The organism is Xanthomonas theicola (assembly GCF_014236795.1).
Classification (GTDB): Bacteria; Pseudomonadota; Gammaproteobacteria; order Xanthomonadales; family Xanthomonadaceae; genus Xanthomonas_A; species Xanthomonas_A theicola.
The window spans coordinates 2,694,476-2,720,906 of the sequence record NZ_CP049017.1 but is presented as its reverse complement, the minus strand read 5'-3'; the positions used below and the strand labels follow the sequence as shown (position 1 = coordinate 2,720,906).

Below are 26,431 nucleotides of genomic sequence, written 5' to 3'. Positions count from 1 at the left end.
CGACGGCTCAACGCGGCGTGACGTCGAGCAGTTCGACCTCGAACACCAGCGAGGCGCCGGGCGGAATCACCCCGCCCGCGCCGCTGGCGCCGTAGCCGTACTCGGCCGGGATCATCAACCTGCGCTTGCCGCCCACGCGCATGCCGGCCACGCCTTCGTCCCAGCCGCGGATCACCTGGCCGCCGCCGAGGGCGAAGCTGAAGGGCTGGCCATGGTCGGCCGAGGCGTCGAACTTCTCGCCGCGCCGGTCCTTGGCCTTCTCGTCGTACAGCCAACCGGTGTAGTGCACGGTCACCTGGCTGCCGGGGCGTGCCTCGGCGCCGCTGCCGACGCGCTCGTCGATCACCTGGAACGCGGCGATGCTGCCGCCGGGCGGCGGACCGGGCGGCGTGCAGCCGCCCAACAGCCAGACCGGCAACGACAGGCTCAACAGCAGCAGGGCACGGCGCATGCGGGCATCCATGGCGAACAGGGCGTGCAAGGGTAGCGCATCGCCGCAGCGGCTATCATCGGCGCATGGCCAAACTGCTGCTCAACCTGCGCAACGTCCCCGACGACGAACTCGCCGAGGTGCGCTCGCTGCTCGATGGCGCACGCATCGACTACTACGAGACCCGTCCCGGCACCTTCGGCATCTCCGCCGGCGGCGTGTGGCTGCGCGAGGACGCCGAGCAGGCGCGGGCCAAGGCGCTGCTGGCCGGCTACCAGGCGCAACGCGGCGAGCGCGCCCGCGCCGAGCGTGCCGCGGCGTTGCGCGATGGCAGCGCCGAGACCTTCGCCACGCTGCTGCGGCGGCGCCCGCTGTTCGTGCTGGCGACGCTGCTGGGCATGCTGCTGGTCGCTTCGCTGGTGCTGCTGCCGTTCTTCCTGCTGCGCGGCTGAGCGGCGCGGCGCACGCTAAACTGCGCGGATGATCGCCAATACCGCCGCCTACCACTTCGTCGCCATCGCCGATCCCGACGCGCTCGCCGCGCGGTTGCAGGCGCGGGCGCAGGCCGGCGCCCTGCGCGGCACCCTCCTGGTCGCGGGCGAGGGCATCAACCTGTTCCTGGCCGGCGCGCCGGCGGCGATCGACGATTTCTACGCGCAGCTGCGCGCCGACCCGCGCTTCGCCGGGCTGCGGGTCAAGACCAGCGCCAGCACGCAGCAGCCGTTCGCGCGGCTGAAGACCAAGGTCAAGCCGGAGATCATCGGTTTCCGCCGCGATGCCGCTTCGCCGCTGGACGCCGAACGCGCGCCGGCGGTGGCGCCGGCGACGCTGCGGCGCTGGCTGCGCCAGGGCCACGACGACGGCGGCCGCCGCGTGGTGCTGCTGGACACGCGCAACGCGCAGGAAGTGGCCTACGGCACGTTTGCCGGCGCGCTGACCTTGCCGATCGTCAAGTTCACCGATCTGCCCGAGGCGCTGGCGCCGCATCGCGCCGCACTGGCCGACGCCACCGTGGTCAGCTTCTGCACCGGCGGCATCCGCTGCGAGAAGGCGGCGCTGTGGATGCGCGCGAACGGCATGGACAACGTGCTGCAGCTGGACGGTGGCATCCTCGGCTACTTCGAGGAGGTGGGTGGCGAAGGCTACGACGGCCGTTGCTTCGTGTTCGACCAACGCGTGGCGCTGGATCCGCAACTGCAGCCGCTGGTGGACCCCGCGGATCCGGCCACCTTGCGTGCAACCGGTTGATCGCAGCGGCGATCGCCGCAGACGCGGCGTTCCAGCCGGCGATCGGTTCTGCGCATCAAGAACAACCCAGGCGCCCCGGTGCCGGCCGCCACCCGCGTCATCTTGTCGCATCCGCAGCCGCGGCAACACTGCGCCGATCCAATCCCGAATCTCCAATCCCGGCGCCTCAGACATACTGCATCTTGCGCGTCATCCCGCCATCGACGACGAAGTCCTGGCCGGTGACGAAGCCGGCGTCGGCCGACAGCAAATAGACCGCCAGTGCGCCGATGTCCTGCGGGGTGCCGACGCGCCCGGCCGGATGCTGCGCATGGTCCTGCCGCGACAGCGCCGGCTTGCGCCGCGCGCTCGACTTGCGCCAGGCGTCGGTGGCGATCCAGCCGGGACTGATGCAGTTGACCCGCACCGCCGGCCCGGCACTGATCGCCAGCGCATGGGTGAAGGCGAGCAGGCCGCCTTTCGCCGCCGCATAGGCTTCGCTGTCCGGCTCCGATTGGCGGGCGCGGGTCGAGGCGATGTTGACGATCGCGCCGCCGCCGGCGCTGTCGCGCAGCGCCGGCAGCGCATGCTTGCTGCACAGGAACGCGCCGCCCAGGCTCGCGCCCAGCCGGCGGTTCCATTCGCGCAGCGGCAGGCGCTCCAGCGGGCCGCTGTGCGCGTCGGCGATGCCGGCATTGTTGACCAGGCCGTCGATGCGGCCGAAGCGGGCCAGCGCGGCGCCGACGAAGCGGCGCACGCCGGCCTCGGCGGCCACGTCCAGACGCCGGAACGACACGCGCTCGCCGGCGTCCAGTTCGGCCAGGCAGGCGCGTCCGGCGGCGGCGTCCAAGTCGCCGATCGCGACCTGGCCGCCGGCGCCGAGCACCGCCTGCACCACGCCGCGGCCGATGCCCTGCGCGCCGCCGCTGACCAGTATCACGCGATCACGCAGCGGCAGGGCGGCAGGAGCGGTCGGTGTCGGGATCAGGGGCATGGCGGCGAACACGGGCAGGGCGGCATGGTCAGCCTAGCCAGGGCGCCGTGCAGCCGGTGTGGCCGTCCGAGCGGCGGATGCCGACATGCCGGCGCGGCGTGCGGCCACCACCGCGGCTGCAAATCAGCGTTCCGGCGCCGGCCGCTGCAATCGCCGCGCAGCGCCCCCAGTTCGGTCGCATCGCCTGCAGGAATTCCGCCCCATGATGCCGATCTCCATCCTCGATCTCGCCCCGGTCTGCGAAGGCAGCGACGCCGCCCAGGCGTTCGCCAATATGCTGGACCTGGCGCAGCACGCCGAGCGCTGGGGCTACCACCGCTACTGGCTGGCCGAACACCACAACATGCCGGGCATCGCCAGCGCCGCCACCGCGGTGCTGATCGGGCATGTGGCCGGCGGTACCCGCCGGATCCGAGTCGGCGCCGGCGGCATCATGCTGCCCAACCACGCGCCGCTGCAGGTGGCCGAGCAGTTCGGTACGCTGGCCTCGCTGTATCCGGGGCGCATCGACCTGGGCCTGGGCCGCGCGCCCGGCACCGACCAGGCCACGGCGCGGGCGTTGCGCCGCTATTTCGACAGCGCCGACCAGTTCCCGCACGACGTCGGCGAATTGCTGCGCTACTTCGAGCCGGCCGAGCCGGGGCAAGCGGTGCGCGCGGTGCCCGGCGCCGGCATCGAGCTGCCGGTGTGGCTGCTCGGCTCCAGCCTGTTCAGCGCGCGCCTGGCCGCGACGTTGGGGTTGCCGTTCGCGTTCGCCTCGCACTTTGCCCCGGACGCGATGGACGAGGCGCTGGCGGTCTACCGGCGCGAGTTCCGCCCTTCGGCGCGCCTGCGCGACGCCTACGCGGTGCTGGCGCTGAACGTGGTCGGCGCCGACTCCAGTGCCGCGGCGCGGCGCCTGTTCACCACTCAGCAGCAGAGCTTCGTCAACCTGCGCCGCGGCCGTCCCGGCCTGATCCCGCCGCCGATCGACGACATCGAGGCGTTCTGGCAACCGCACGAGAAGGCGGGCCTGGAGCGCGCACTGGCCTGCACCGTGCTCGGCGATCCGGCCGAGGTCGCGCGCGGCATGGCCGAGTTCGTCGCCCGCCACCGGCCCGACGAGCTGTTGCTGACCGCCAATATCTACGACCACGCGGCGCGGCTGCATTCATTCGCGATCGCCGCCGACGCGTGGACGCGGGCCGTCGCGGCCTGATGCAGCGTGCGCACGCAGCGCGGCCGCCACGGCCCATGCGGGAGACCCATCCCGAATGCGAGACGATTTCGCATGCCATGGATTTTGCTGCGCATGTGATCGTCTCGCGGCTCGCCCCGCTTTCGGCGCGGCCATGCGGCCATGCGGCCCGGCCGACGCAAGCACACACGGGGAACATGCAATGAACGGACACCATTCGTCCGCGCCGCACGCGTGCGGGCTGGAAGCGGCTTTGCGGCAGCTGACGAAAGCCCTGGAGCGCCCGCGCGGCGGCGTTCACGGCCCTCATTACTGTGGCGGCGATGGCGCGTATGGCGGCTGTGGCGCGCAGGGACGCCCGGCCGACATGAGCGGCGGGTTCGCGGTCGAGTGCGATGCGGGCGCCAACCGGTAACGGCCCGCCGCGTTCCGGCGCCGGCGATGCCGGTGGCCGCCGCTAGCGCATTTCCGACTCGGGTATTTGCAGCTAGCGGAGTGTTGTGGGAGCCACTCCGGGTGGCCTGGGGCCATCAGTCGCGAATGGCTCTACCTGTAAAGCTCGTCGCGACTGAAATCGCTCCACAAGTGACATCGCTTGGATCGAAAGCGCGTTAGCGTACGGCGCGCAGCCAGTCGCGGCCCAGGTCGACCACCTGGTCCGAGGCCAGGCCCAGGCCGACCGCCACCGCGATGCCGCCCAGCCACGACACCAGCATCAGGCCGCCATCGCGTTCCAGCAGCGCCAGCGAGAACAACAGCAGCATCGCGCCGAACGCATAGTTGGTGAACGGGATCGGCAGCGACAGCAGGATCCCCAGCACCACCAGCAGCAGGCCGCTGAACGCCTGCGCCGGCAGCGTCTCCACCAGCGCGGGCAGGCGCGGCTTGAGCAGCTTGTCCAGCCGCCGCAACCACGGCACGATGCGGGCGACGAAGCGTTGCATGGTGCGCCGGCGCGGGCCGCGTTCGCCGATGAAGCGCGGCAGCCAGGGCTTGCGCAGGCCAAGCAGCATCTGCACGCCGATCAGGATCACCAGCGGCCCGCTGAGGCCGCCGGCCAGGCCCGGCACCGGCAGGAACGCCGGCAGGATCGCCACGAACAGGAACACGCCGAACGCGCTTTGCTGCAGGTTGGCCAGGATCAGCCGCAGCCGCAGCTGCTCGTCCGGATCGCCGAGGAGGAAGCTGTCGAGCAGGGCGCGGATGCCCTCGGCGCTGTAGCCGTCGCCGCGGTGCGCGTCGGGTGCCTCACCCGGTGATGTCATCGCTGTTCTCGTCCTGCAGCTTGCTCAGCAGCAGCTTGTCCACGCGCGCGCCGTCCAGGTCGACGATCTCGATGCGCCAGCCGGCCCAGTCGAAGAACTCGCCGGCGTGCGGGATGCGGCCGAAGTAATAGATGCACAGGCCGGCCAGGGTGTTGTAGTCGCCTTCCTCGGCGTTGGGCAGTTCGGCGCCGCCGAGCAGCTCGCGCAGGTCCTCGATCGCCAGCGAGCCGTCGATCAGCAGCGAACCGTCGGCGCGGGTCACCACCAGCGCGTCCTCGTCGGGGTTGTCCACCGACTGCAGGCGGCCGACCACCGCGCCCATCAGGTCGCTGATCGTGACCAGGCCCTGGATCTCGCCGTATTCGTCCACCACCAGCGCCATCGACTGCTGCTCCTCGCGGAAGATCTCCAGCAGCTTCATCGCATGGGTGGATTCGGAGACGAACAGGGTGTCGCGCAGGCTCTGGAACAGGTGGGTGGCGTTGCCGTCCATGCGCGTCACCAGCGATTTCACCTCCAGCACGCCGGCGATGTCCTGGTCGCTGCCGCGGTATACCGGGTAGCGCGAGAACTCGTGTTCGCGCATCGCCTGGAAATTGCGCGCGGGCTCGGCGTTGGCGTCGAGCCAGGCGATGCGGTTGCGCGGGGTCATCAAGCTCTCGGCGGTACGGTCGCCCAGGCGCATGACCCGGTTCATCATGTCGCGCTCGTGGCTGTCGATCACGCCGGCCTCGTGGCTCTCGGCCACCAGCATGCGGATCTCCTCTTCGGTCACCGACGCCGCTTCCTCCTTGCCCAGGCCGAGCAGGCGCAACACCAGCCGGGTCGAGTGCGACAACACCCACACGAACGGCGCGGCGATCCGGGCCAGCCAGCCCATCGGCAACGCGACGAAGCCGGCGATGACCTCCGAATGGGCGAGCGCCATGCGCTTGGGCACCAGTTCGCCGAAGATCAGCGTCAGGAAGGTGATCAGCACGATCGCCAGGGTCTTGCCGATCAGCTCGGCGTACGGCTGCGGCTGCCCGACCAGACTGAAGGTGGACGCCAGCGTCGGGAACAGCGCCTGCAGCTTGGTGGCGATCGCCTCGCCGATGGCGTCGCCGCCGAACACGCCGGTCAGGATGCCGATCGCGGTGATGCCGATCTGCACCGTGGACAGGAAGTGTTCCGGATTCTCGGCCAGCGCCAGCGCCTTGGCCGCGCGCGTGCTGGTTTGCGCCATCTGCTTCAGGCGGCTCTTGCGCGAGGTCATCAGCGACATCTCGGACATCGCGAAGAAACCGTTCAGCAGCACCAGGGCCACAACGATCAACAGTTCAAGCATGCGCGCGCTCCCTGGCGGCGAGGGAAGCGGGGACATGGGCGCCGTGGCGGCGCGGAGGGGGGCGGGGGTGGTCGTCCATAGGGTGCGCTTAGCGGCGGCGCGGCAGCATGGTAGCAAACCCGGGCGGCGACCTGTCCACGCCCCGCAGGCGCGGCGGCGCCGGTCGTCGGGTTCCCCATATTGTCAACAAACGGTCATAATTCAGCCCCGGTGCCGTCCCTCCCGCGACGGCGGGATTGCGTTTCATGTTCTCGTTGCAGACCATCTTCGGCTCCGGCAAGCAGTTCTACACCCTGCTCGACGAAGCGGCGCAGGCCGCCTACGACAGCACCAGGGCCCTGCATTCGATGATGCGCGAGTCGGACCGGCAACCGGCGCTGGACGCCTTCAAGCTAGCCCGGCTGCGCGAGCGCGCCGCCTCCGACAAGATCGGCCAGGCGCTGGTCGACAGCTTCATGACCCCGATCGAGCGCGAGGACATCGAGGCGCTGGGCTCGGCGCTGTACAAGATCCCCAAGCAGGTGGAGAAGTTCGCCGACCGCTATTCGCTGGCGGTGCAGCACCTGGAGCACATCGATTTCGCCCCGCGCGCGGCGATGCTGGAACAGGCCGCGGCAGTGGTGGTGGAGATGGTCCACGACCTGCGCAACATGCACCTGGACCGGATGAGCGCGCACAACGACAAGCTGCGCGCGCTGGAGAACGAGGCCGACCGGCTGATGCTGGAGCTGTACCGCGACATCTACTCCGGGCGCCTGGACAACCTGCAGATGTTCCTGCTCAAGGAGTTCTTCGAGATCCTGGAGAAGGCCATCGACCGCTGCCGCGAGGCCGGCGTGGTGGTCTACCAGATCGTGCTGAAGAACTCGTGATGGACGAGGTGCGGATCTGCTGCATCTGCGGCCGTGCCGCCACGCCCGCCGGCGCGGCCGGCACCCCCGACGCGAGGGCCGCGCGATGCTGACGCTGGTCCCGGTCGTGATCCTGGCCGCGCTCGTGTTCGAGTTCATCAACGGCTTCCACGACACCGCCAACTCCATCGCCACCGTGGTCGCGACCAAGGTGCTCAGCCCCGGCTGGGCGGTGATCCTGGCGGCCGGCATGAACCTGATCGGCGCGCTGACCGGGACCGCGGTGGCGATGACCATCGTCGCGGGCCTGCTCAACACCGAGGTGGTGGTGGTCACCCCGCAGGTGATCCTGTGCGCGCTGCTCGGCGGCATCGTCTGGAACCTGATCACCTGGTGGAAGGGCCTGCCGTCCTCGTCCTCGCACGCGCTGATCGGCGGCCTGTGCGGCGCCGGCCTGGCCGCCGCGCGCAACCACTGGGACGCGCTGATCTGGTCGCAGAACGTGGGCGACTGGGCCAGGAACAAGGGCCTGCTGTGGAAGGTGTTCGTGCCGATGATCACCTCGCCGATCGCCGGCTTCCTGCTCGGCATCGCGGTGATGCTGCTGCTGTGGGCGATGATCGCCGGGCTGGCCCGGCTCGGCGGCCCGCTCGGGCGGCTGGCGCGGCCGCGCTGGGTCAATGCCTTCTTCGGCAAGGCGCAGATCGCCTCGGCCGCCTACATGGGCTATGCGCACGGCCATAACGACGCGCAGAAGACCATGGGCATCATCGCCATGACCCTGGTCGGCGCGCAGAGCACCGGCGCGCTGGACGACCTGCCGGCGTGGCTGGCGTTCCTGCATCCTGCCGCCAGCCAGAGCCAGGGCATCGCCACCTGGATCGTGCTGACCTGTGCGGTGGTGATGGCCGCCGGCACCGCCTCCGGCGGCTGGAAGATCATCAAGACGTTGGGCCACAAGATGGTCAAGCTGGATCCGATCCACGGCTTCGCCGCGGAAACCAGCTCGGCGACGATCCTGACCCTGGCCGCGCACTTCGGCATGCCGGTGTCCACCACTCACAGCATCTCCACCGCGATCATGGGCGTGGGCTTCGCCAAGAACCCGCGCTCGCTGCGCTTCGGCGTGATCGAGCGCATCGTCTGGGCCTGGATCCTGACCATTCCGGCCGCCGCCGGGGTGGCGTACTTGATCTTTCAGGTGTTCGCGCTGTTCGGCTGGGTGTGAGTTTTCGGGACTCGGGACCGCGGGGACTCGGGACTCGAAGAACGGAAATCGGTAAAGCTTCGTTCGCGATGCTACGAGTCCCGAGTCCGGATCAGTTAGCGCGATACATCCCCATCACATCCCTGCGCAGCGCGCGCTGGCTGTCGGCGCGGTTGTAGAACATGTGCCCGCCCGGATAGTTCTTGACCTGCACCCGGGTCGGGTCGCCGCCCATCACCGGCATCTGGTCCACGGTCAGCACCGAGCCCATGAACGGGCACGACAGGTCGTTCCAGCCATGCACGATCAGCACCCGCAGCTTGGGATCGATCGCCACCGCCTGGCGCAGGTCGGTCACCGAGCCCTTGCGCAGTTCGTCGTTCCAGTCCCACAGCTTGTTCACGTTGTAGTTCAGCGCCTGGTAGCGCGCATCCACCTTCCAGCCGACCACGCGGGTCACGAAATCCACCATCGCGGTGGTGGTCGGGGCGATGATGCTGTCCAGCAGCGGATCGTTGGTGCGCTGCTCGGGCGCGTTCGGAAACGGATCGAACGCGGTCACGTTGGAGTCGTAGCGGCTGCCGAGCCGGCCCTTGTCGCGGAACACCTCGCGCAGGTAGGCGTGGGTCTGCAGGCGGCCGCCGGCACGGCGCACGTACACCGGGTCCAGCCCGGTCATCGCCGCCACCTGCTGGATCATGCGTTCGCTGCCGGCCGGGTCCGAACGCCCGCGCAGCTTGGCGCTTGATCTTGGCTTCGTGCCGGTGGTCCGGCCGAAGTCCAATCGGGTCGATCCTTGGGAGTACAACCGGGAAATGTACAAGCGGCGCAACGAAGTGGAGGGGCTGTTGCGTCGCTTGAAAGGCGACCGCTGGATTTTTTCACGCTTGGAGAAGCTGGATGTCATGTTCCTCCGATTCCTTAGCTTCGTCCTGGTCGTTGATGGGCTTGGGATGTGTTAAAAGGCCCTAATAAAGATCAATGGCGAGCTGCACCGAATAGCGACGGCCGTCGGTCAGCAAGAAGTTGTTAGGCCCAAACACGCCCCACGCGAACTCATCGGTGAGGTTCTGAGCCAGGACACGCAGCGTGGCCGGTGCGGCGCCCCACTTCAAACGATACCGAAAGCCCAGGTCCAGCAACGTATAACCGGGCACCTTGTTCACGCCATCGAGCGAGGCCGTGCGATCACCGTAGTTCACCGCCGCGAAGTCCACCGCCAGGCCGGACCACAGCGGTGGACGATATTCGAGGTTCAGCCGCAGCGTGCGATCGGTTTGTCCGATCGGCCTGTTGCCTTCCAGTTCGCCGGAAACGCGAGGACTCATCAACACCGCACCGGCGACCACGTTCAACGAGTCGATCGGCGTGCCAGAAAGGCTCAGCTCGACGCCGCGATGACGTACCTCGCCCAACGAGGTATAGAGACCCTGCGGGTTGATGGCGTAATAGGGCTTCTCGATATTGAAGACGCCGGCGATGAGTTTCAGGTCGGAGGCAACCGCCCAGGACAGCCCCGCGTCCATCTCCCGGGAGCGAATGGCAGGCAGGGCTTCGTTGCGATTCACCGCACCGTTTGGAGCGATGCCGTTCTCCTCCAGCCCTCGCACGTAGCCGCCATACAACGTCAAGCGCTGCGACAGGTGCGCCGATAGCGTGCCGTTGGCCAGCCAGGGCGCGTCACGCCGGGTGACGCGAGGGGCGTTGGGTTGGTCGACGCGTTTCTCGTAATCGACCCGCTGCACGCCGAGGCTGAGCTCCCCCACTCCTTTCCATCGTCCTTCGTACGCAAGCCCCAACGTGGATTGATCGACGCTATCGCGCGTCCGCTCGCCGAAATCGAAGCGCTCGGGCCGGGGCTGCACGACCTGCACCCCCAATCGATGCACGCCGAAATCGAACGGCTCGGTCGAGCCTCCGTACCGGTTCTCCTGCTTCCGCTCGCGCACGGATGCGTAGACGACATGCAGACGCGGCCCTTCCGTGAAACTCCTCGATGCACGCAGTTCGCCGCTGGTCGAGGCGTAGCGTTGCTGAGGATCGGCGATAACCAATTCATGGGTCATGCCATCGGGAGTGGTGTCGTTGTAGAGTTCGGAAAATCCTTTCTTGACGTCATAGACCGATTTGAACATGCCGGCCGCGATAGCCCAGTTGGACCCGATCCGGGCTTTCGTGATCAATCCATAGTTGGTGCTCCAGGTCTCGTTCTGCGCCCAAGGCTGGCCAAAATAAGGACGTCGCGATGGTTCGGGAGGCAAATAGTTTCCGCTCGTATTCACCAGCGCGGCGACCTCCTCGTCGTCGCCCCGATTGATGCTCCAGAACGGAATCACCTCGATAGCGTCGGTGGGATGCCAACGGGGTACGATGGCCGCACGCCAGTAAGGCGCGCTTGCACCATCGAGATATTTCTCGTACGAATACGACGCGCCGGCGGCGACGCTCAACCGATCACGCACGATCGGCAATTTGCTGCCTACTTCGATGAAGGGCGAATCGTAGGCATTGAGCGCGCCGACGATGCTCACGATACGTTCGTTGCCCGCTTCGTGGAGTTTGTAGTCGACGATCCCGGTGGGCGCCCGAAACGGGAAACTCTGCGCGGCTAAACCAACACGGATCGTGGAGCCTTCCACCAGCGGCGCCGGCAGGATGCCCTGACGATCCATGTACAGCCCTTCGATGCGAACGTTGCCGGCGACGACTGGCGAGAAGCCACGCACCTGGCTTTCGTCATACAGACCGATGGTTTCGGTACCGACCGTCGCACCGAAAGCATCTTCGACGGCGGTCACCGCATTGTCGTCGGCGCGCTGCGCATGCACGGGAGACGCGACAATGACAACCAGGAGAAAGCCGCAGCAGCGCCAGCAGGACATATTGCGCAGATCTCCTTATTTTCCAAACCCGATCATTCCATAGGGCGGCGGCACTTTCGTGACGCCGAAGTGTCATCAAAATGACGCGGATGCCGGTGATCCTCTTCGAGGAAATGGTTTTGTTTCAAGGAAAGACACATGACGCTGCGGGCATCCTCATTCCTTGTGGGCAATAACTGCCGCCACGATTTGGCAAATCAGGCCACTGGACTGAAATGCTGCATGCCTGTCCTCAAAAAATAGCCGTGTTCCTCACGTTGCAGACGGGCGCCACGCGCCACCCCCCCGTGTTTTGTGTGCCGGGTGCAGGCAACACCGCGATGTCGTTCGCGCCGTTGTGCGGCGCACTGGGAGTGGAATACACCGTGCACGCCTTCATGCCTCCGGGCATGTTGGACGAGCGGTCTCCCCACGCCACGGTGGAGGAAGCGGCCATAGAATATCTCGGCGAACTGCGCAGCGTGTACCCGCAGGGTCCATATCACCTGGTGGGACACTCGTTCGGGGGATGGGTGGCATTCGAGATGGCGCGACGCGCGAGCGCCGCGTCGGTCGTCATCGTGGATTCGGATGCACCGGGGCGACGGCAGCGGGAATACTCGGACGTCGATGCGTTGCTGGAGTTGGCAAGCCTGTTCGAGCTTCACCTGGGTCGACCGCTCAACCTGCGAGCCGCGGACTTCGCCAGTCGCGCCCTCGATGCGCAGCTGCAGGTGCTGGGTCGACGCGCCCAGGCCGATCCGGACGAGTTGGCGATGATCTTCGCCGTGTTCGCCAGCAACCTGAGAACAACCTACCTGCCACCCCAGCGCTATCCCCACGCGATCGATTTGGTGTGGGCCGAGCGCACGGCTGCGGATTCGGACACGTGGCTGCCATGGGCGCCAGCGCAACACGTGCATCGCGTTGCCGGCAACCATGCGACGATGCTGGAATCGGCCCATGTCGCCAGCCTGGCGCGGGTGCTCCGGGCCGTATGGGCCCGCGTCAGCGGGCCGTAAAGGCGGCGTCGACGGTGATGGTCGATCCGGTCATATAGCTCGCCGCGTCGGAGGCCATGAACAACACCACGCGCGCGATCTCGGCGGGATCGGCCAGGCGGCCCATGGGGACGGTCTGCGCGATGCCGTCGAGCAGCGCCTGCGTCACGCGTTCCTTGCGTTCCGACTGCAGCATCGGCGTGTTGACTTCGCCCGGCGCGATCGTGTTGATGCGGATGCCGTCCTTGACATGCTCCAACGCCATGGCGCGGGTCAGGTTGTGGACGGCGCCCTTGGAAGCGCAGTAGGCCGCCACGCCCGCGGCGGCGACGTCGCCCCAGATCGATCCGAAGTTGACGATGACGCCCCCACCCTGCTGTTTCATGATCGGCAGCACCGCCCGGCACGTATAGAACACGCCGCCCAGGTTTACGTCGAGCACGCGCTTCCACTGCTCGTCGGTTGTGGCGACCGCGCCCGCGCGGGCGATGATGCCGGCCGCGTTGACAAGTGCGTCGACCCGTCCGTGACGGGACATCGCCGTGCCGATGATGTGCCGGCAGAACACCGGATCGCCGACATCACCTACCAGCGGCTCGTCGCCGCCGATCTGCGCCGCGACCTGCTGGGCTTTGGATGCCGTCCGTCCCGCGATGACCACGCGGTAGCCGGCTGCGGCGAATTCCCTGGCGCACGCGGCCCCCATGCCGGAGGATCCACCCGTGATGACCGCGACTCGATTCGTTTGGCGCATATGGCATCCTTGGTTCAATAGACCGCGCGCCCGCCGGACGCATCGAAGACGGCGCCGGTCGAAAACGTGCATTCGTCCGAGCACAACCACAGGCACAGTGCTGCGATTTCGTCGATCTCGCCAGGACGCCCCAGGGGAATCTTGGCGATCATCCGCTGCATGTATTCCTCGCTCATCTGCTCGAAAAGCGCCGTGCGGACCATCGCGGGCGCGATCGCGTTGACGCGGATGCCCGTGTGCGCCAGCTCCTTGCCAAGCGACTTGGTCAGCGCCAGCACGCCAGCCTTGGCCGCCGAGTACGCGGCGGCGTTGGCATTTCCTTCCTTGCCCGCGATGGAGCCGAGATTGACGATGCGGCCCCGGTCGCGCGTCAGCATGTGGGGTATGCAGGCCCGACACGGGATGAACGTGCCATGGAGATCGACGTCGATGACGCGTCGCCACTCCTGCACGTCGTATTCCCAGAGCGGACCGTTGAGCCCGATGATGCCTGCACAGTTGACGAGGATGTCGATGCCGCCGAACTCGGCGGCGACGCGACCGGCGGCGGCGTCGACGGCATGCACGTCGGTGACGTCGATACCCGTCGAAAGATCCCAGATCACCACGCGCGCGCCCGCCTCGTGCAAGCGCTGGGCGATACCCGCGCCAATGCCGCTGGAGCCGCCGGTCACGATGGCTGTCCTGTTATGCAAATCGTAGATGGTCGTGCTCATGCCGGAGGCTGATGTCCTGGTACGCGTGAAGGGCCAATTCGAGCCGCCGCAAGGCGCGGTCGGTGTGCTCCGGCAGGTAGGAGAAAGGCAGGCGGATGAACTCCCGGCGAAAACCGGCGTAATTGCTCGACGTGGCGAGCACCAGCTCGTGTTGGTTGAGCGCGTAATCGGCAAAGTGCTCGACATCGCCGACGGGCAGCCGCAGGACCATCTGCGTGCCGGCCGGAGGGATGCATGGTAGACCGAACGCTTGCTGCAAAAACGCCAGCACGCGCGAGCGCACGATCGTCATGGACTGGAGCAAGGGGGCGTTGCCTTGCGCCAAGGCCATAGCCGCCAGTTCCTGCGACACCGAGGACACCGAGACGTTCTCGTTCTCCAGCCAGTACAGCGCCGTCCGCACGTTGCGCGGGCTCGACGCGAGCCAGCCGATCCGGGCTCCGGGCAGCCCGAAGTTCTTCGACATGGAGCACACGAAGTAAAGATGATCAGCGGTGCCCAAACCTGGTGGCAGCGACGGCGTGCCGCCATCGAAGAAGTACGAGTCGTAGACCGCGTCGACGACGCAGCTGAGTCCCAGCGCGTCGACCCACCGGCCGATGTTCCCCATGACCTGTTGGTCGAAGTACTCCCCGGTCGGGTTGTGCGGGGAGTTGAGGTACAGGCAGCCGACGTCGTCGGTGAGATGCTGCTCGATGTCCTCGAGCGTCAGTTCGAACGGATTGCGATCGACGAAACGCACATGCATCCCTGATAGCGCAATCAGGTTGCTGACACCGACGAAAGTGGTCCCTAGACACAGCACGGTGCTCGCCGGTCGGCGCTTGGCGATGTCCCGGAACGCCAGCCACAGTGCGTGCATGCCGCCGGCCGTGACGAGCACCTGATCCTCGGCGAGCGTGATGCCGTACTTGCTGCGCTCGTGCGCGAGGATCCGCTCGACCAGATCCGCCGAGCCACGCGACGGCAAGTACTGCCCGGCGGATCTGGCGCTGCGCAGACGGGTAACCTCTTCGAAGGCGTGGGGCGGCCACTCGGGAAAGTTTTCCATGAGGTAGACCGGTCGCTCGAAGCGCGATTCGGCGAACAGAATGCGTTGCTGGAGCACGCTGAGCGGACCGCGCCGATGGACGAACTCACTCATGGCGATGCTCACCGGCGGCGCGCAGGAGGTAGCCGATCTCCAGGCGCGTGGAATCAACCTGCTCGGCCGTCGACTCCGTCGCCAGCACCTCCAGACCCGCGGTCGCGAACAGCTCCAGCCACTCGGCGTGCGGCAGCAGTTGCTGCCGCGTGAAGGCGTGCAGGAGGTAGTAGGCGTTGTAGTAGGCCAGGGAGAGGCCGTGTTGCATGACGCCCGGATCGTCCCAGCGATCGTCCACCTCGATCACGATCAGTCGGATCTGCGGAAAGCGCTCGACGATCGAGCGCAGGAAGCGCACCGTGCCGTCCTTGCCCTCCGAGCCGACGATTTCATGCAACACGAAGCCGAGGATCAGAAAGTCCGGGTCGAAGTCGATCTCGCTGCGCATGAACTCGACCGCGCCCAGGTTGACCAGCCAGACGCGCTCCTCCAGGCCATGGCGGCGAATCGTCTCGAGCCCGGCTTCATAGCCGCCGCGATCGGGCTCCACGCCCAGCGCGTACAGGTCGGGATTGGCCTGGCAGAACTCCGCCAGATACAGCGCGTTGCCGCACCCCAGGTCCAGCAGGTTGCGCTTGCGACCGGGCGCCCGCGCCATCAGCGAGCGCGTCAGCGGCATGGCGTCGTAGTGGCTGATCTGGCAGCTGCCGATGCCGACCTTGGCGGCGTCCCTGCTGGCCCAGGGCGCTTCGACGCCGAGCACGGGTCCCATCTGCAGAAACGTGTGACCGTATCCGCCGATGAGCATCGTGTACCAGCCGCGAAAGCGCGCCAGTTGGTGCGCCTTGGATGTCAGGGCGTAGTCGTTCGCCTCGCCACGCGCCAGGACGTTCTCGTTGACCAGGAAATCCAGCAGCCCGCGCAGCTTTTTCTCGCTCAGCCGCAGCGCCGAGGCCAGGGTCGCGACCGGCGCCGGCCCCCGCTCGCGCAGGCGATCGAACACGCCCTGGTCGAAGAAATGGTAGACCGTAGAGGCCAGCACGAAACCACGAATCGGCTGGGTCGCCTCGATCAAATCTCGTTCAATGCTCACGATGTCCTTCTACGACTCGAAAATGAAACCGCTGTAGTGCTGCGCGGCGACCCGATCGCAGATGCTCCGATAGGCGCCGCCGCTATCCACGTAGGGCACGAACACCCGCGGTTTGCCGGGGATGTTCGCGCCGAGATACCAAGAATTCGTCGCCTTTTTGTAGAGCCACGGCTCCGCCGCCGCGTCCACCTGCCGGCCCCAGTCGTCCGCGGCCGCGCGCGTCGGTTCGATGCGCGTCAGTTGGCGCTGGCGCATGTAGTCCAGGCAGTCGGCGATCCACTCGACGTGTTGCTCGATGGAGTTGACCGTGTTGCTCAGGACCGACGGGCTGCCGGGTCCGGTGATCGTGAAAAGGTTCGGATAGCCGGCGATGCCGAGGCCCAGATAGGTTTGGGGTCCGTCTCGCCACTGCTCGCGCAGCGGCTCGCCCGTGGTGCTCTCGAAATCGATGGCCAGCAGCGCTCCGGTGACGGCGTCGAAGCCGGTGGCCAGGACCAGCGCGTCGAGCGCGACCTCCCCGCTCGCCAGTCGCACGCCGGTCGGGGTGACCGCCTGGATGGGATCGGACCGCAGGTCCACCAAGGTCACGTTCTCCCGGTTGAACGTGGCGTAATAGTCGGTATCGAGGCAAAGGCGTTTCGCCCCGAGAGGATGATCCGTCGGGGACAGTACCTCGGCGACGCGCGGATCCTGCACGATCGAGCGGATCTTCCCGCGCACGAACTCCGCGGCCGTGTGATTGGCTTCGTCGGTGTTCATGATGTCGGCGAACGCGCCGATGAAGAAGCCGCCGCCGCGCCGCCAGCGGTCCTCATAGGCACGCTCGACCGCCTCCGGCCTGGCCTCGCCGACGTTGACCGGCGGCGGATCCAACGCCTCGACCGGCACGCACAGGTCTCCGTCGCCGAACAGCTCACCTTTGCGCACCATCTCCCGATAGCGCGGATAGTTCGTCTTGAACTGCTGGACGAACGCATCGTCCAGCGCTGCGTTGTTGGCGGGGAGGCTGAAATTGGGCGTGCGCTGAAACACCGTCAGATGCGCCGCCTGCTGCGCGATCAACGGGATGCACTGAATGGCCGAGGACCCGGTGCCGATGACGCCGACCCGCCGACCCGCGAAATCCGCCGGCTCGTGCGGCCACTGGCTCGTATGGAAGCAGGCGCCGGCGAACGTCTCCAGGCCCTGGAGCGCGGGCGTGTGCGTCGTCGACAGGCAACCCGTCGCCATGATGAGAAAGCGGGCGCAATGGCGCTCGCCATTGTCGGTCGTGGCGGTCCACTGGCCGTCGAACCGTGCCGATACGACGCGGGTCTCGAACCGGATGTGGTCGCGCAGCGCGAAGCGGTCCGCGACGTGCCGCAGGTAGCTCAGGATCTCGGGCTGGCCGGCGAAGCGCTGTTGCCAGTGCCATTCCTGCTCCAGTTCGCTGGAAAAGGAATAGGAATACACCAGGCTTTCCATGTCGCAGCGCGCGCCCGGATAGCGGTTGCGGTACCAGACGCCGCCGACCTCCGGCTCCGCCTCGAGGACGAGCGCGTTCAATCCCAGCTGTCGCAGCTTGTGGAGCATGTAAAGCCCCGCGAAGCCGGCGCCGACGACGATGGCGTCGAGAGGGCGTGGAGGGCTCATGGTCAAACGCCTCGATTCAGATAGCGCACGGCGACAACCAGGCACACCGCGCAGAACGCGATCAGGGCGGCGCCCTCGTATAGCATCGTGGTGGGATCACCTGTGCCGAGCAGCGCAAAGCGCGTGAGATCGGTTTGCCAGGTGAGCGGATTCGCGTAGGCCAGCCCCTTGAACCACGCGGGCACGCCGCTGAGTGGATAAAAAATCGAGCTGAAGAACATGAAGATCAGGAACGCGGCGCTGGTCACGCCGTAGAACACATCCATGCGCGAGATGGCAATGGCACAGGCGCTGAACACGAAAAACCAGCCGGCCGTCGCGGTCACGATGGCCAGGGCCAGGATGGGCAGCCGGCTCCATCGCACGGGGACGTGCAGCAGCATGGCCGCGAGGGCGACGACGATGATCGATCCCAGCAGCACCATCGCCACGTTGAAGCCGATCTTGCCGATCAGGATGTGCTCGCGCCGCACCGGATAGGTCAGCAGTTCCTGCGCGATGCCTGATTCCTTGTCCGAGAAAAAGCTCCAGGAACTGTTCATCGCCACGGAAAACGTCACCATGGAGATCACGCCGGCGACCAGGAACGCCGTATAGCCGAGCTGCTGTCCGTCCAGCCTCAGCGTGCCGCCCATCATGCGTTCGAAGCCGACGCCGAACAGCAGCAGGTAGGCCAATGGCGCCAGCAGATCCCAGATGATCAGGGTGAGGTTGTTGCGGCGCTGCCGGTAGTCGCGATAGAAGACGGCGCCGATGCCGCTCATGTCGCCTCCTTCACGAGGTGCATGAAGATCTCCTCAAGCGTCGGGCCGCGCACCTCGAACTGCTGGATCGGCGCGCGACGCGAGACCTCGCCGAGCCTGGATAGCAGCGATGCTTCCTCGCCGTGGATCACCATCTCGGCGCTGCGACCCTTGATGTCCAGTTGCGCCGGATGCAGCGACTGCAGCAGTTGCTCGAGATCCTCGTCGGTGTCGCCGAACGACAGCGCCACGCGAAACATCTGCGCGGAGCGCTTGCGCAGTTCCTGTAAGGTGCCCGACGCCATGGCACGGCCCTTGTCGACGATCATGATGGTCTCGCAGAGTTCTTCCGCCTCGCTCAGGATCTGCGTGGTGAGCAGAATCGTGCGACCGCTGCGCGCCTCGGCGCGCAGCCGATCCATCATGCGACGCTTCATCATGGGGTCCATGCCGGTCGTCGCCTCGTCGAGGATGATGAGCGGTGTGTCGAGCATGAAGATCTTGGCGATCTGCACGCGCCGCTTCATGCCCAGGCTCAGCTCCTGCACCATGCTCTTCACTGAGTCTCCGAGCTCGAACTCCTCGATCACCCGCTGTGCGCGGGCCTTCGCGTCGATGCGCGACAGGCCGTGAAGATAGCCGTAGATCAACAGGTTCTCGTGAACACTCAGCATGTTCTCGGAAGCGGTCTGCTGGAGCACCACCGCCATCTTCTTACGCGCGGCCAATGGGGCGCGCACCACGTCGTGGCCGAAGATCCGGGCGCTACCGGAACTCGGCGTGCTGACCGTGCCGAGAATCTTGACCATGGTGGACTTGCCGGCGCCGTTGGGGCCCAGCAAGCCAAAGATGTGTCCCATGGGTACCTCAAACGACACGCCGCCCAGGGCGGTTACCGGAGTGCCAGCCTTGGACGTGTACTCCTTCCTTAAATCGTCGACGACGATGGCGCTGGTCATTGTCACTCGAGCAGGCTGTGTGGAGAGGGCCCATACGATATGGCGTTTTTCATGACGGATTCAGGTGCTGGTCGTGACAGATTTGTGGACGCATACGCAGGGCGATTCTCTGCTTTTCAAGTGTCGTCTCTCTGACATATGGCGTCACTACCCTGCGGCCTCGCCACCACTTTAGTAAGGAATGGAGACGTGTCGAAGGACGTGCTGGATTTTGTGGGCGTGGGCTTCGGCCCCTCGAATCTCTCGCTCGCGGTCGCCGCGAAGGAGATCGATCCCAAGAAACGTGGCTTGTTCTTCGAGCGTCGTGCGTCGTTCGACTGGCACCCGGGGATGCTGTTCGACAGTTCACGGATGCAGATCTCCTTCCTGAAGGATCTGGCGACGCTGCGCAATCCAGCCAGTCCATTCAGCTTCCTGCGTTACACACAGGCCAAGGGACGTCTCGAGCATTTCGTCAACCTGGGCAACTTTCATCCCACGCGATGGGAATACCGTGACTACCTGCGTTGGGTGGCCGCGGCGTTCGCCGACCAGGTGCGCTATGGTGCGGCGGTTCGGCGCGTGACGCCACGCGCCGACCTGTTCGAGGTGGAAGTGGAGGATCTCGCCACTGGCATGAGCTCGCACTCTCTGACCCGCAACGTCGTGTATGCCGCCGGCGGCAAGCCGCGCTACCCGTCGATCACCGGCTCGAACACCGAGAACGTCATTCACTCCAACGACTTTCTGCATCGCTTCCCACAGCGCTTCCCCGACAGCGAAGGTTCGTATTGCTTCGGGGTGGTGGGCGATGGTCAGAGCGCCGGCGAGATCGTGCTGTATCTGTTGCAGCGCTATCCTCGGGCGCAGGTGCATGCGTACCTGAATGGCTACGCGATGCGGCCGGTCGATCGCAGCCCGTTCGTCAACGAAGCGTTCATGTTCTCCGAGATGGAGGCCTTCCACGATGCCAGCGACGACAAGCGCGCGGTGCTGCGGCAGGAGCTGCGCAGCACGAACTACGGTGTGGTCGCGCCCGAACTGATCGACGCCATCTACGACTGCGATTACATGGACCGCGTGAAGGGCGAGCGTCGCCTGACCTTTCATCGCTTCGCCACCCTGGTCGCGCTCGATGCCGACGACCGGCGCGTCCTCGTCACGAGTCGGGATCGTCATGGCCCGGAGTCGAAGGAAACCTCGTTCGACGGCTTCGTGCTGGCCACGGGCTACGAGCGCACGCTCGATTCCGAGATCTTCGGCGCCGTGTTGCCGTTTGTGCAGCGTGGCGCGTCGGGAGCGCCCAGCCTGACGAAGCACTATCGCGTCCAAACGCAGCCCGAGGTGTTGGCCGGGCTGTACGTCCAGGGTTATGGCGAAGGCTCGCACGGGCTAGGCGACACCCTGCTGTCGCTGCTGCCCTTCCGCTCGCGCGACATCTTCAACGATATGTTCCGCTCGTCGACGTACCCGCTACCCATGCAGCGGATGAAGGACGGCCAGTACCCGCCGAAGCGGCATCTCGAGAACGATCCCGAGAAGCTGTACGCGGTGCTGGAGCACTGCCGGTTCGCGACGTTGATCTCCGCGGACCAGGACGAGCCGATCGTCACCCATGTGCCTTTGATCCTCGATCGCACGAAAGGCGCCAAGGGCGTGCTGTTCGGCCACATGGATCGCGCCAACCCGCATCTCGACGTGCTTGCGGGCAAGCCGGTGCTGGCCGTGTTCCACGGCCCGAACGCCTACATCTCACCGCGCGTTTACTCAACCGAGCAATTGCCGACCTGGAACTCGATCAGCGTGCATGTCCGTGGCCGCGTTCGACTCGTGGAGACGCGCGAGGGGCTGTTGCGGGGCCTGGAGAGCATCGCGGAGACCGATACGCGCCCCGACGCGTACCGGCTCGACGTGGGTCTGCCGGTGGTGGATCGCATTCTCCCCTACATTGTGGGATTGGAACTCGAGATCGACGAGCTGGTGGGGCGGTTCAAGTTATCGCAGGACCGCAATGCCACCGATCAGCGGCTGGCCGCGATCGAACTGGCGCGACGCAGCGAGGCCGGCGATCGCGCGCTGGTCGAAAAGGCGCTGGGTTGCGCGCTCGAGGCGCGCGTGATCCACGAGCGCTTCGAAGCCCAGGTGACGCGCATGCCCAATGCGCTCGCGGTCCGGTTCGAGGGCGAGTCCGTGAGCTACGCGGCGCTCAACGCGCGTGCCAACCAGCTTGCGCACCATCTGCGGGGACTGGGCGCGGGTCCCGAGGTCGTCGTGGGCCTGTGCATGGAGCGGTCCGCCAATGCCCTCGTCGGACTGCTGGGCATCCTGAAGGCGGGCGCCGCCTACGTACCGCTCGATCCCGAGCATCCGCCTCAGCGCATCCAGATGATGCTGCAGGACACGGCCGCGACGCTGGTCGTGACCGAGCAACGTTTCGTCGATCGCCTGCCTGCCGGCCTTGCCCGGTCGATCTGCCTCGATGGGGACTGGCCGGCGATCGCGGAATCCTCGCTCGACAATCCCCGCAGTGGCGTCGACCCGCGCAACCTGGCGTATGTCATGTTCACGTCGGGCTCGACGGGCAAGCCCAAGGCCGTGACGGTTGCGCACGACGGGCTGGTCAATCACGCGCTCCACATGCAGCGCGCGCTGCGCATGACGGCTGCGGATCGCATGCTGCAGATACTGCCGCTGAACGGCGATGGCTCGGTGGAGGAAATCCTCGTGCCGCTCATCACGGGGGCCGCGCTGTTCCCCCTGGCGGAGAAGCTGCCATCGGCGCGCGACTTCGTGCGCTTCCTGATCCACCAGCGCATCACCGTGATCAACATCACCACCGCGTACTGGCACTTCTGGGTCGGCGACATGTCGCAGCGTCCCCCGGAAGAGTGGCCGCAGACGCTGCGTCTGGTGATGATGGGTGGCGAGGCGGTGAGCCTGGAGAAGTTCCGGCAATGGCGCCAGATCGACGCCACGCGCAACGTGCAGTGGATGCAGGAATACGGTCCGACGGAAGCGACGATCAGCTGCACGGTGTACGCGGCGCCACCGATGAGCCGACCCGAGGATCTCTCTATCGGACGTCCCATCAGCAACATGTACGTCCACCTCCTCGACGAGCAGGGGCTGCCCGTCGCGGCCGGCGAGGTCGGTGAGTTGTGCATCGCCGGCGTGGGACTGGCGCGCGGCTACCTTGGACAGCCGGCGCTGACCGCCGAGAAATTCGTTCCCCATCCCTACGGCGCGCCGGGCTCGCGTCTCTACAAGACGGGCGACTTCGCGCGGGTGCTGGCGGACGGCAACATTCAGTTCCTTGGCCGCCGCGATCGGCAGGTGAAGATCCTCGGCCATCGCATCGAGCTGGGCGAGGTGGAGCGCGCGCTCGAGCGGCATCCGCACGTGCGTGAAGCCGTCGTCGTGGTCTACGAATCCGCCACCGAGGGCACGCGACTGGCGGCCTACGTCGTGGCGAACGACTTCGTCGAAAGCCACCTTCGCGAGCATCTGGCGCGAATCCTGCCGCGACAGATGATGCCGGCGTCGATCACCGCGCTGGCCACGCTCCCGATCAACGCCAACGGCAAGGTCGATCGGGCGCGCCTGCCCGCGCCCGAGCTGGTGACACCCGGCATCGCCCACGCGGACGAGCTGGAGCAAACGGTTGCCCGGTTCTGGACGCAGGACACCGGTCGCGTGCCTCAATCCGTCGACGAGGATTTCTTCCTGGTGGGGGGCGACTCGCTACGCGCGTTGCGCCTGCTTTCCCGGCTGTCCTCGTTGACCGGGGTCGAGCTCAACGTCACCGCCTTCTTCCGCGACCGGACGATCCGCGGGCTGACGCAGGCGCTGCGCGCGGGCTCGCCCGTGGCGGGCGGCCTGGCGCCGAAGCTCACCCGGGTGGCGTCCTCGCGTCGATTCGCCTCCAACGCCCAGCAGCGCCTGTGGTTCCTGGACAAGCTGCAACATTGCGCGGCGTATTCCGTGCCGTTGGCCTATCACCTCAAGGGGCCCTTCTCGGTCGAGCGGCTGGACCGCTGCATGACCGAGATCGTGGCCCGGCACGAGGCCCTGCGCACGGCACTGGTGGCGACGGACCACACCGAACTCTGGCAGGAGATCGCCGCGCCCATGGAGATCCGCTCACGCCGCCTGAGCGCCAACAGCCTCGCCGAGGCGCTGGCCGTGGCCAACGCCGAAGCCAGCGTGCCGTTCGATCTCACCGCGGCACCGCTGGTGCGCTCCCTGTGCATCCACATCGCCGAGGACCAAGCCCTATGGTTCGTCAATTTCCATCACGCGATGTGGGATGCGTGGTCGCTGGCCGTCGTCTGGCGCGAGCTGATGGCGCTCTACGCTGGCGCCGAACCGCTGCCGCCGCCGGCGTTCCAGTACGCCGACTATGCGCAGTGGCAACGCGCCTGGCTGTCGAGCGCGGCGGCGGATGTGCAGCGCGCCTTCTGGCGGCAGGAGCTCGCCGGCGAGTTGCCGTTGCTGCAACTCGGGCGCCGCGGCGGGCCACAGGCCGAGCAAACCACGCGTGGGGCCATGGAACTGTGTCCGTTCGATGCCGTCTCGACCCACGCCACCCGGCAGGCCGCCGAGCGGCATGGCACCACCGAGTACGTGATCCTGCTCAGCGCGTTCCTGGCCACGCTGCATCGGTACACGCGCCAGGACCAGCTCGTGATCGGCGTGCCGGTGGCGTGTCGGTCGCTGCCGGAGACGGAAGGCGTCGTGGGCTTCTTTGCCAACACCCTGCCGCTGCGGATGACGTTCACGTCGCAGATGCGGTTCAGTGACCTGGTGGAGCAGACGGCCGAGCGCCTGGCCGCCGCGCTGGCCCATCAGGAACTGCCGTTCGACGAGATCGTCGAGGCGCAGGGGGACTGCGCGCGCGAGGGCAGCCGCAACCCGCTGTTCCAGGCGATGTTCGTGATGCAGACGATTCCGCTCGATGAAACGCAGCGTCTCGGCGCGGCGTCCGTGGAGGAGGTGATCGTTCACTCCGGCACCTCGAAGGTGGATGTGACCTGCTCGATCCGCTCGGGTGCGCAAGGCCTGCGCGGCGAGCTGGAATACAGCACCGATCGGTTGAGCGAAGGCGAGGCGCAGCGTTTCGTCGCGGCGTTCCTCAACGTGGTGACCGCCGCGACCCAGGCGCCATCGACGCCGCTCGACGCGCTGCCCATGGCGACGCGGGCGGAGTGCGACGCGCTGATTCGCCGTTCCAACAGCGGCTTCGCGCGATACCCGGACTTGCAACCGGCCCACGTGCGCTTCGAAGCGCAGGCACGGCGTACGCCGGACGAGATCGCGATCCAGACGACGAGCGCGGCGGTGAGCTATCGCGCGCTCAACGCCAGGGCGAACCGATTGGCGCGGCGGCTCGTCGCCGCGGGCGTCGGCGTGGAATCGCTGGTTGGCATTTCCGTGGAGCGGTCCGTCGAGATGGTCACGGCGATCCTGGCCGTACTCAAGGCGGGCGCGGGCTTCGTGCCGCTCGACCCGCATTTCCCGAGCGAGCGCGTCCGCACCATCGCGGCCGACGCGCGCCTGAAAATGCTCCTGACCGCGCAGGAACTGGCCGAACCCCTCGACGGGGACGACACCAACCTCGACGTCCCCGTCGCGGCCCAGAACATCGCCTACGTGTACTACACGTCGGGCTCGACGGGCGCGCCGAAGGGCGTGGTGCTCGAGCACCGGGGCGTCATGAACCGGCTGGAATGGTTGCGGCGGCGCTATCCGCTGGCGGTGGGCGATCGGGTGGTCCTGAAGACACCGCTGATCTTCGACCTGTCCATCTGGGAGATCTTCGGCCCGCTGATGGCCGGCGCCACCATCCTCATGGCGGACGCGCGGGCGGAATCCGACGTCATGCACCTCGGCGAGCTGCTCGCCGCGCCCGGCACCGCGTTCGCGTATTTCGTGCCCTCCATGCTGGATGCGTATCTCAGCTATGCGCCGCCCCGGGTGTATCCGGACCTCCAATGGCTCGCCGTGACGGGTGAGGCGATGCCCGCGCGGCTGCTGGAGCGCTTCAAGCAGCACTTCACGCAGAGTGAGTTCCATAGCACCTATGGCCAGACGGAGACCGCCGAGGTTGCGTTGTGGACGGGCTCGGAGTGGAGCGAGTCCGCCACGGTGCCCGTGGGTCGCCCCAACGGCATCTATCGGTTGTTCGTGCTCGACGCGGCGCTGAATCCGGTGCCCCCGTACGTGCCGGGGGAGATCTGCGTGGCGGGCATCGACGGCCTGGCGCGAGGCTACCAGAACCGCCCCGCGCTGACGGCCGAGAGGTTCGTCGCCCATCCGTACGCGCTCGAACCAGGCGAGCGCCTGTATCGCACCGGCGACCTCGGCCGTTTCCTGGAGGATGGGCAGATCGAGTACGTCGGTCGCATCGACACGCAGGTCAAGATCCGCGGATGCCGGGTGGAGATCGCCGAGATCGAGGCTGTGCTGTCGCGCCATTCCACGGTGCGGCTGTGCGCCGTCAGCGTGCGGACGGATACAAGTGGCGGCGCCGAGCTGCTGGCCTATGTCGTGAGCGACAGCCGGTCCGCGCAGGACCTGGCGGCTCACGCGGAGAGCGTGCTGCCTCACTACATGCTGCCCGCGGCGTACATCTTCATGGACGATCTGCCGCTCACGCCCTCCGGCAAGCTCGACCGCCAACGCCTACCGGCGCCGAGCAAGAGCGACTTCACCGCGCGATCCACCTACGAAGCGCCTCGATCGGAACTCGAAGTGGAACTGGCGGCGTTGTGGGCAAAGGTGCTGAAGCTCGAACGCGTCGGTCGTAGCGACAACTTCTTCAACCTCGGCGGCAACTCGCTGAAGTCGGTGCAGGTGCTCATGCGGATCAAGGACGCCTACCAGGTCGCCGTGCAGGTGCGCGACTTCTTCGGCGCGCCCACGGTTGCCGGGCTCGCGGCGATCGTGGAGCAGGCCGTGCTGGCTTATGTCGACTCGCTTTCCGCGGAGGAGATCGACGCCACGCTCGCCCTGCCTGTCTAATAGAACCGGATCCGGCAAACGCCGTCGTCGCAGACCTGCGACGACGGCGTTCGTTGTTTCACGTTTCGTTCCGTGTTCGGAGGAGGCAAGACGTGGCTGCAAGTGCCATGC

General features: G+C 66.9%; 19 protein-coding genes and 2 pseudogenes. 8 read left to right on the top strand and 13 right to left on the bottom strand.

Going from position 1 to position 26,431, the window contains the following annotated elements; translation table 11 throughout:
- Nucleotides 1-7 precede the first annotated feature (7 nt).
- On the bottom strand, nt 8-451 hold the full coding sequence (locus G4Q83_RS12735; RefSeq protein WP_128420101.1) for an FKBP-type peptidyl-prolyl cis-trans isomerase: 444 nt from the start codon (nt 449-451) through the stop codon (nt 8-10).
- A gap of 65 nt (nt 452-516) precedes the next feature.
- Between G4Q83_RS12735 and G4Q83_RS12730 the strand changes: the two genes are divergently transcribed.
- Nucleotides 517-882, top strand: a complete 366-nt coding sequence (locus tag G4Q83_RS12730) for a DUF6164 family protein (protein WP_128420102.1) — start codon at nt 517-519, stop codon at nt 880-882.
- 28 nt (nt 883-910) lie between these two features.
- Entirely contained in the window at nt 911-1,678 is a 768-nt protein-coding gene (locus G4Q83_RS12725) for a sulfurtransferase (protein ID WP_128420103.1), read from the top strand.
- Between the two features lie 166 nt (nt 1,679-1,844).
- On the opposite strand, the gene G4Q83_RS12720 is transcribed toward G4Q83_RS12725, so the two are convergent.
- Nucleotides 1,845-2,651, bottom strand: coding sequence for an SDR family oxidoreductase (locus G4Q83_RS12720; RefSeq protein WP_128420104.1), 807 nt, complete (start codon nt 2,649-2,651; stop codon nt 1,845-1,847).
- A gap of 202 nt (nt 2,652-2,853) precedes the next feature.
- Here G4Q83_RS12720 and G4Q83_RS12715 point away from each other — a divergent pair, with 202 nt between their 5' ends.
- On the top strand, nt 2,854-3,849 hold the full coding sequence (locus G4Q83_RS12715) for an LLM class flavin-dependent oxidoreductase (protein WP_128420105.1): 996 nt from the start codon (nt 2,854-2,856) through the stop codon (nt 3,847-3,849).
- 590 nt (nt 3,850-4,439) lie between these two features.
- On the opposite strand, the gene G4Q83_RS12710 is transcribed toward G4Q83_RS12715, so the two are convergent.
- On the bottom strand, nt 4,440-5,093 hold the full coding sequence (locus G4Q83_RS12710) for an exopolysaccharide biosynthesis protein (RefSeq protein ID WP_128420106.1): 654 nt from the start codon (nt 5,091-5,093) through the stop codon (nt 4,440-4,442).
- Nucleotides 5,077-6,420, bottom strand: a complete 1,344-nt coding sequence (locus tag G4Q83_RS12705; RefSeq protein WP_128420107.1) for a hemolysin family protein — start codon at nt 6,418-6,420, stop codon at nt 5,077-5,079. The genes G4Q83_RS12710 and G4Q83_RS12705 overlap by 17 nt, the downstream gene beginning before the upstream one ends.
- A 245-nt stretch (nt 6,421-6,665) precedes the next feature.
- Between G4Q83_RS12705 and G4Q83_RS12700 the strand changes: the two genes are divergently transcribed.
- Together G4Q83_RS12700 and G4Q83_RS12695 are read left to right on the top strand one after the other, a co-directional pair.
- Nucleotides 6,666-7,292: a DUF47 domain-containing protein gene (locus G4Q83_RS12700; protein WP_128420108.1), complete on the top strand. Its 627-nt coding sequence runs from the start codon at nt 6,666-6,668 to the stop codon at nt 7,290-7,292.
- Between the two features lie 85 nt (nt 7,293-7,377).
- Nucleotides 7,378-8,499 carry an inorganic phosphate transporter gene (locus tag G4Q83_RS12695; protein ID WP_128420109.1) on the top strand — a complete coding sequence of 374 codons (1,122 nt, stop codon included), beginning with the start codon at nt 7,378-7,380 and terminating at the stop codon, nt 8,497-8,499.
- 91 nt (nt 8,500-8,590) lie between these two features.
- On the opposite strand, the pseudogene G4Q83_RS12690 reads toward G4Q83_RS12695, so the two are convergent.
- Nucleotides 8,591-9,220: pseudogene (locus G4Q83_RS12690) on the bottom strand (peptidase S10); the annotation flags it as partial.
- Between G4Q83_RS12690 and G4Q83_RS12685 the strand changes: the two are divergent.
- A pseudogene (locus G4Q83_RS12685) lies at nt 9,207-9,440 on the top strand (IS5-like element ISCARN85 family transposase); the annotation flags it as partial. The pseudogenes G4Q83_RS12690 and G4Q83_RS12685 sit on opposite strands and share 14 nt — an antisense overlap.
- A gap of 6 nt (nt 9,441-9,446) precedes the next feature.
- On the opposite strand, the gene G4Q83_RS12680 reads toward G4Q83_RS12685, so the two are convergent.
- Nucleotides 9,447-11,360, bottom strand: a complete 1,914-nt coding sequence (locus tag G4Q83_RS12680; protein ID WP_128420110.1) for a TonB-dependent receptor domain-containing protein — start codon at nt 11,358-11,360, stop codon at nt 9,447-9,449.
- 245 nt (nt 11,361-11,605) lie between these two features.
- Here G4Q83_RS12680 and G4Q83_RS12675 point away from each other — a divergent pair, with 245 nt between their 5' ends.
- Nucleotides 11,606-12,361, top strand: coding sequence for a thioesterase domain-containing protein (locus tag G4Q83_RS12675; RefSeq protein WP_158255008.1), 756 nt, complete (start codon nt 11,606-11,608; stop codon nt 12,359-12,361).
- Here G4Q83_RS12675 and G4Q83_RS12670 read toward each other — a convergent pair.
- From G4Q83_RS12670 to G4Q83_RS12640, 7 genes are read right to left on the bottom strand one after another with little or no spacing between them, the layout of a single operon-like run.
- Nucleotides 12,348-13,094 (bottom strand): SDR family NAD(P)-dependent oxidoreductase, encoded by a 747-nt coding sequence (locus G4Q83_RS12670; RefSeq protein ID WP_128420112.1) that lies wholly within the window; start codon nt 13,092-13,094, stop codon nt 12,348-12,350. The genes G4Q83_RS12675 and G4Q83_RS12670 overlap by 14 nt on opposite strands.
- 14 nt (nt 13,095-13,108) lie before the next feature.
- The gene (locus G4Q83_RS12665) at nt 13,109-13,810 is read right to left on the bottom strand and encodes an SDR family NAD(P)-dependent oxidoreductase (RefSeq protein ID WP_128420113.1); all 702 of its coding nucleotides are present in this window, start codon (nt 13,808-13,810) and stop codon (nt 13,109-13,111) included.
- A complete protein-coding gene (locus G4Q83_RS12660) occupies nt 13,782-14,954 on the bottom strand; it encodes an aminotransferase class I/II-fold pyridoxal phosphate-dependent enzyme (protein WP_128420114.1) in 1,173 nt (390 codons plus the stop codon). The genes G4Q83_RS12665 and G4Q83_RS12660 overlap by 29 nt, the downstream gene beginning before the upstream one ends.
- Entirely contained in the window at nt 14,947-15,969 is a 1,023-nt protein-coding gene (locus G4Q83_RS12655) for a 2-ketoarginine methyltransferase (protein WP_211288289.1), read from the bottom strand. The genes G4Q83_RS12660 and G4Q83_RS12655 overlap by 8 nt, the downstream gene beginning before the upstream one ends.
- A gap of 27 nt (nt 15,970-15,996) precedes the next feature.
- Nucleotides 15,997-17,619 (bottom strand): flavin-containing monooxygenase, encoded by a 1,623-nt coding sequence (locus G4Q83_RS12650; protein WP_246432088.1) that lies wholly within the window; start codon nt 17,617-17,619, stop codon nt 15,997-15,999.
- A 2-nt stretch (nt 17,620-17,621) separates the two neighbouring features.
- Nucleotides 17,622-18,383: an ABC transporter permease gene (locus tag G4Q83_RS12645; protein ID WP_128420116.1), complete on the bottom strand. Its 762-nt coding sequence runs from the start codon at nt 18,381-18,383 to the stop codon at nt 17,622-17,624.
- A complete protein-coding gene (locus G4Q83_RS12640) occupies nt 18,380-19,321 on the bottom strand; it encodes an ABC transporter ATP-binding protein (protein ID WP_128420117.1) in 942 nt (313 codons plus the stop codon). Before G4Q83_RS12640 ends, G4Q83_RS12645 begins: the two co-directional genes overlap by 4 nt.
- Nucleotides 19,322-19,510: 189 nt before the next feature.
- On the opposite strand from G4Q83_RS12640, the gene G4Q83_RS12635 reads away from it, so the two are divergent.
- The gene (locus G4Q83_RS12635; RefSeq protein ID WP_158255009.1) at nt 19,511-26,320 is read left to right on the top strand and encodes a non-ribosomal peptide synthetase; all 6,810 of its coding nucleotides are present in this window, start codon (nt 19,511-19,513) and stop codon (nt 26,318-26,320) included.
- Nucleotides 26,321-26,431 lie beyond the last annotated feature (111 nt).

What these genes read in the sequence shown, in the direction of transcription:
- G4Q83_RS12725 (WP_128420103.1), top strand. Translation starts at nt 911, where the DNA reads ATGATCGCCAATACCGCCGCCTACCACTTCGTCGCCATCGCCGATCCC.
- G4Q83_RS12735 (WP_128420101.1), bottom strand. Translation starts at nt 451, where the DNA reads ATGCGCCGTGCCCTGCTGCTGTTGAGCCTGTCGTTGCCGGTCTGGCTG.
- G4Q83_RS12730 (WP_128420102.1), top strand. Translation starts at nt 517, where the DNA reads ATGGCCAAACTGCTGCTCAACCTGCGCAACGTCCCCGACGACGAACTC.
- G4Q83_RS12695 (WP_128420109.1), top strand. Translation starts at nt 7,378, where the DNA reads ATGCTGACGCTGGTCCCGGTCGTGATCCTGGCCGCGCTCGTGTTCGAG.
- G4Q83_RS12645 (WP_128420116.1), bottom strand. Translation starts at nt 18,383, where the DNA reads ATGAGCGGCATCGGCGCCGTCTTCTATCGCGACTACCGGCAGCGCCGC.
- G4Q83_RS12715 (WP_128420105.1), top strand. Translation starts at nt 2,854, where the DNA reads ATGATGCCGATCTCCATCCTCGATCTCGCCCCGGTCTGCGAAGGCAGC.
- G4Q83_RS12640 (WP_128420117.1), bottom strand. Translation starts at nt 19,321, where the DNA reads ATGACCAGCGCCATCGTCGTCGACGATTTAAGGAAGGAGTACACGTCC.
- G4Q83_RS12680 (WP_128420110.1), bottom strand. Translation starts at nt 11,360, where the DNA reads ATGTCCTGCTGGCGCTGCTGCGGCTTTCTCCTGGTTGTCATTGTCGCG.
- G4Q83_RS12720 (WP_128420104.1), bottom strand. Translation starts at nt 2,651, where the DNA reads ATGCCCCTGATCCCGACACCGACCGCTCCTGCCGCCCTGCCGCTGCGT.
- G4Q83_RS12665 (WP_128420113.1), bottom strand. Translation starts at nt 13,810, where the DNA reads ATGAGCACGACCATCTACGATTTGCATAACAGGACAGCCATCGTGACC.
- G4Q83_RS12705 (WP_128420107.1), bottom strand. Translation starts at nt 6,420, where the DNA reads ATGCTTGAACTGTTGATCGTTGTGGCCCTGGTGCTGCTGAACGGTTTC.
- G4Q83_RS12650 (WP_246432088.1), bottom strand. Translation starts at nt 17,619, where the DNA reads ATGAGCCCTCCACGCCCTCTCGACGCCATCGTCGTCGGCGCCGGCTTC.
- G4Q83_RS12670 (WP_128420112.1), bottom strand. Translation starts at nt 13,094, where the DNA reads ATGCGCCAAACGAATCGAGTCGCGGTCATCACGGGTGGATCCTCCGGC.
- G4Q83_RS12700 (WP_128420108.1), top strand. Translation starts at nt 6,666, where the DNA reads ATGTTCTCGTTGCAGACCATCTTCGGCTCCGGCAAGCAGTTCTACACC.
- G4Q83_RS12660 (WP_128420114.1), bottom strand. Translation starts at nt 14,954, where the DNA reads ATGAGTGAGTTCGTCCATCGGCGCGGTCCGCTCAGCGTGCTCCAGCAA.
- G4Q83_RS12710 (WP_128420106.1), bottom strand. Translation starts at nt 5,093, where the DNA reads ATGACATCACCGGGTGAGGCACCCGACGCGCACCGCGGCGACGGCTAC.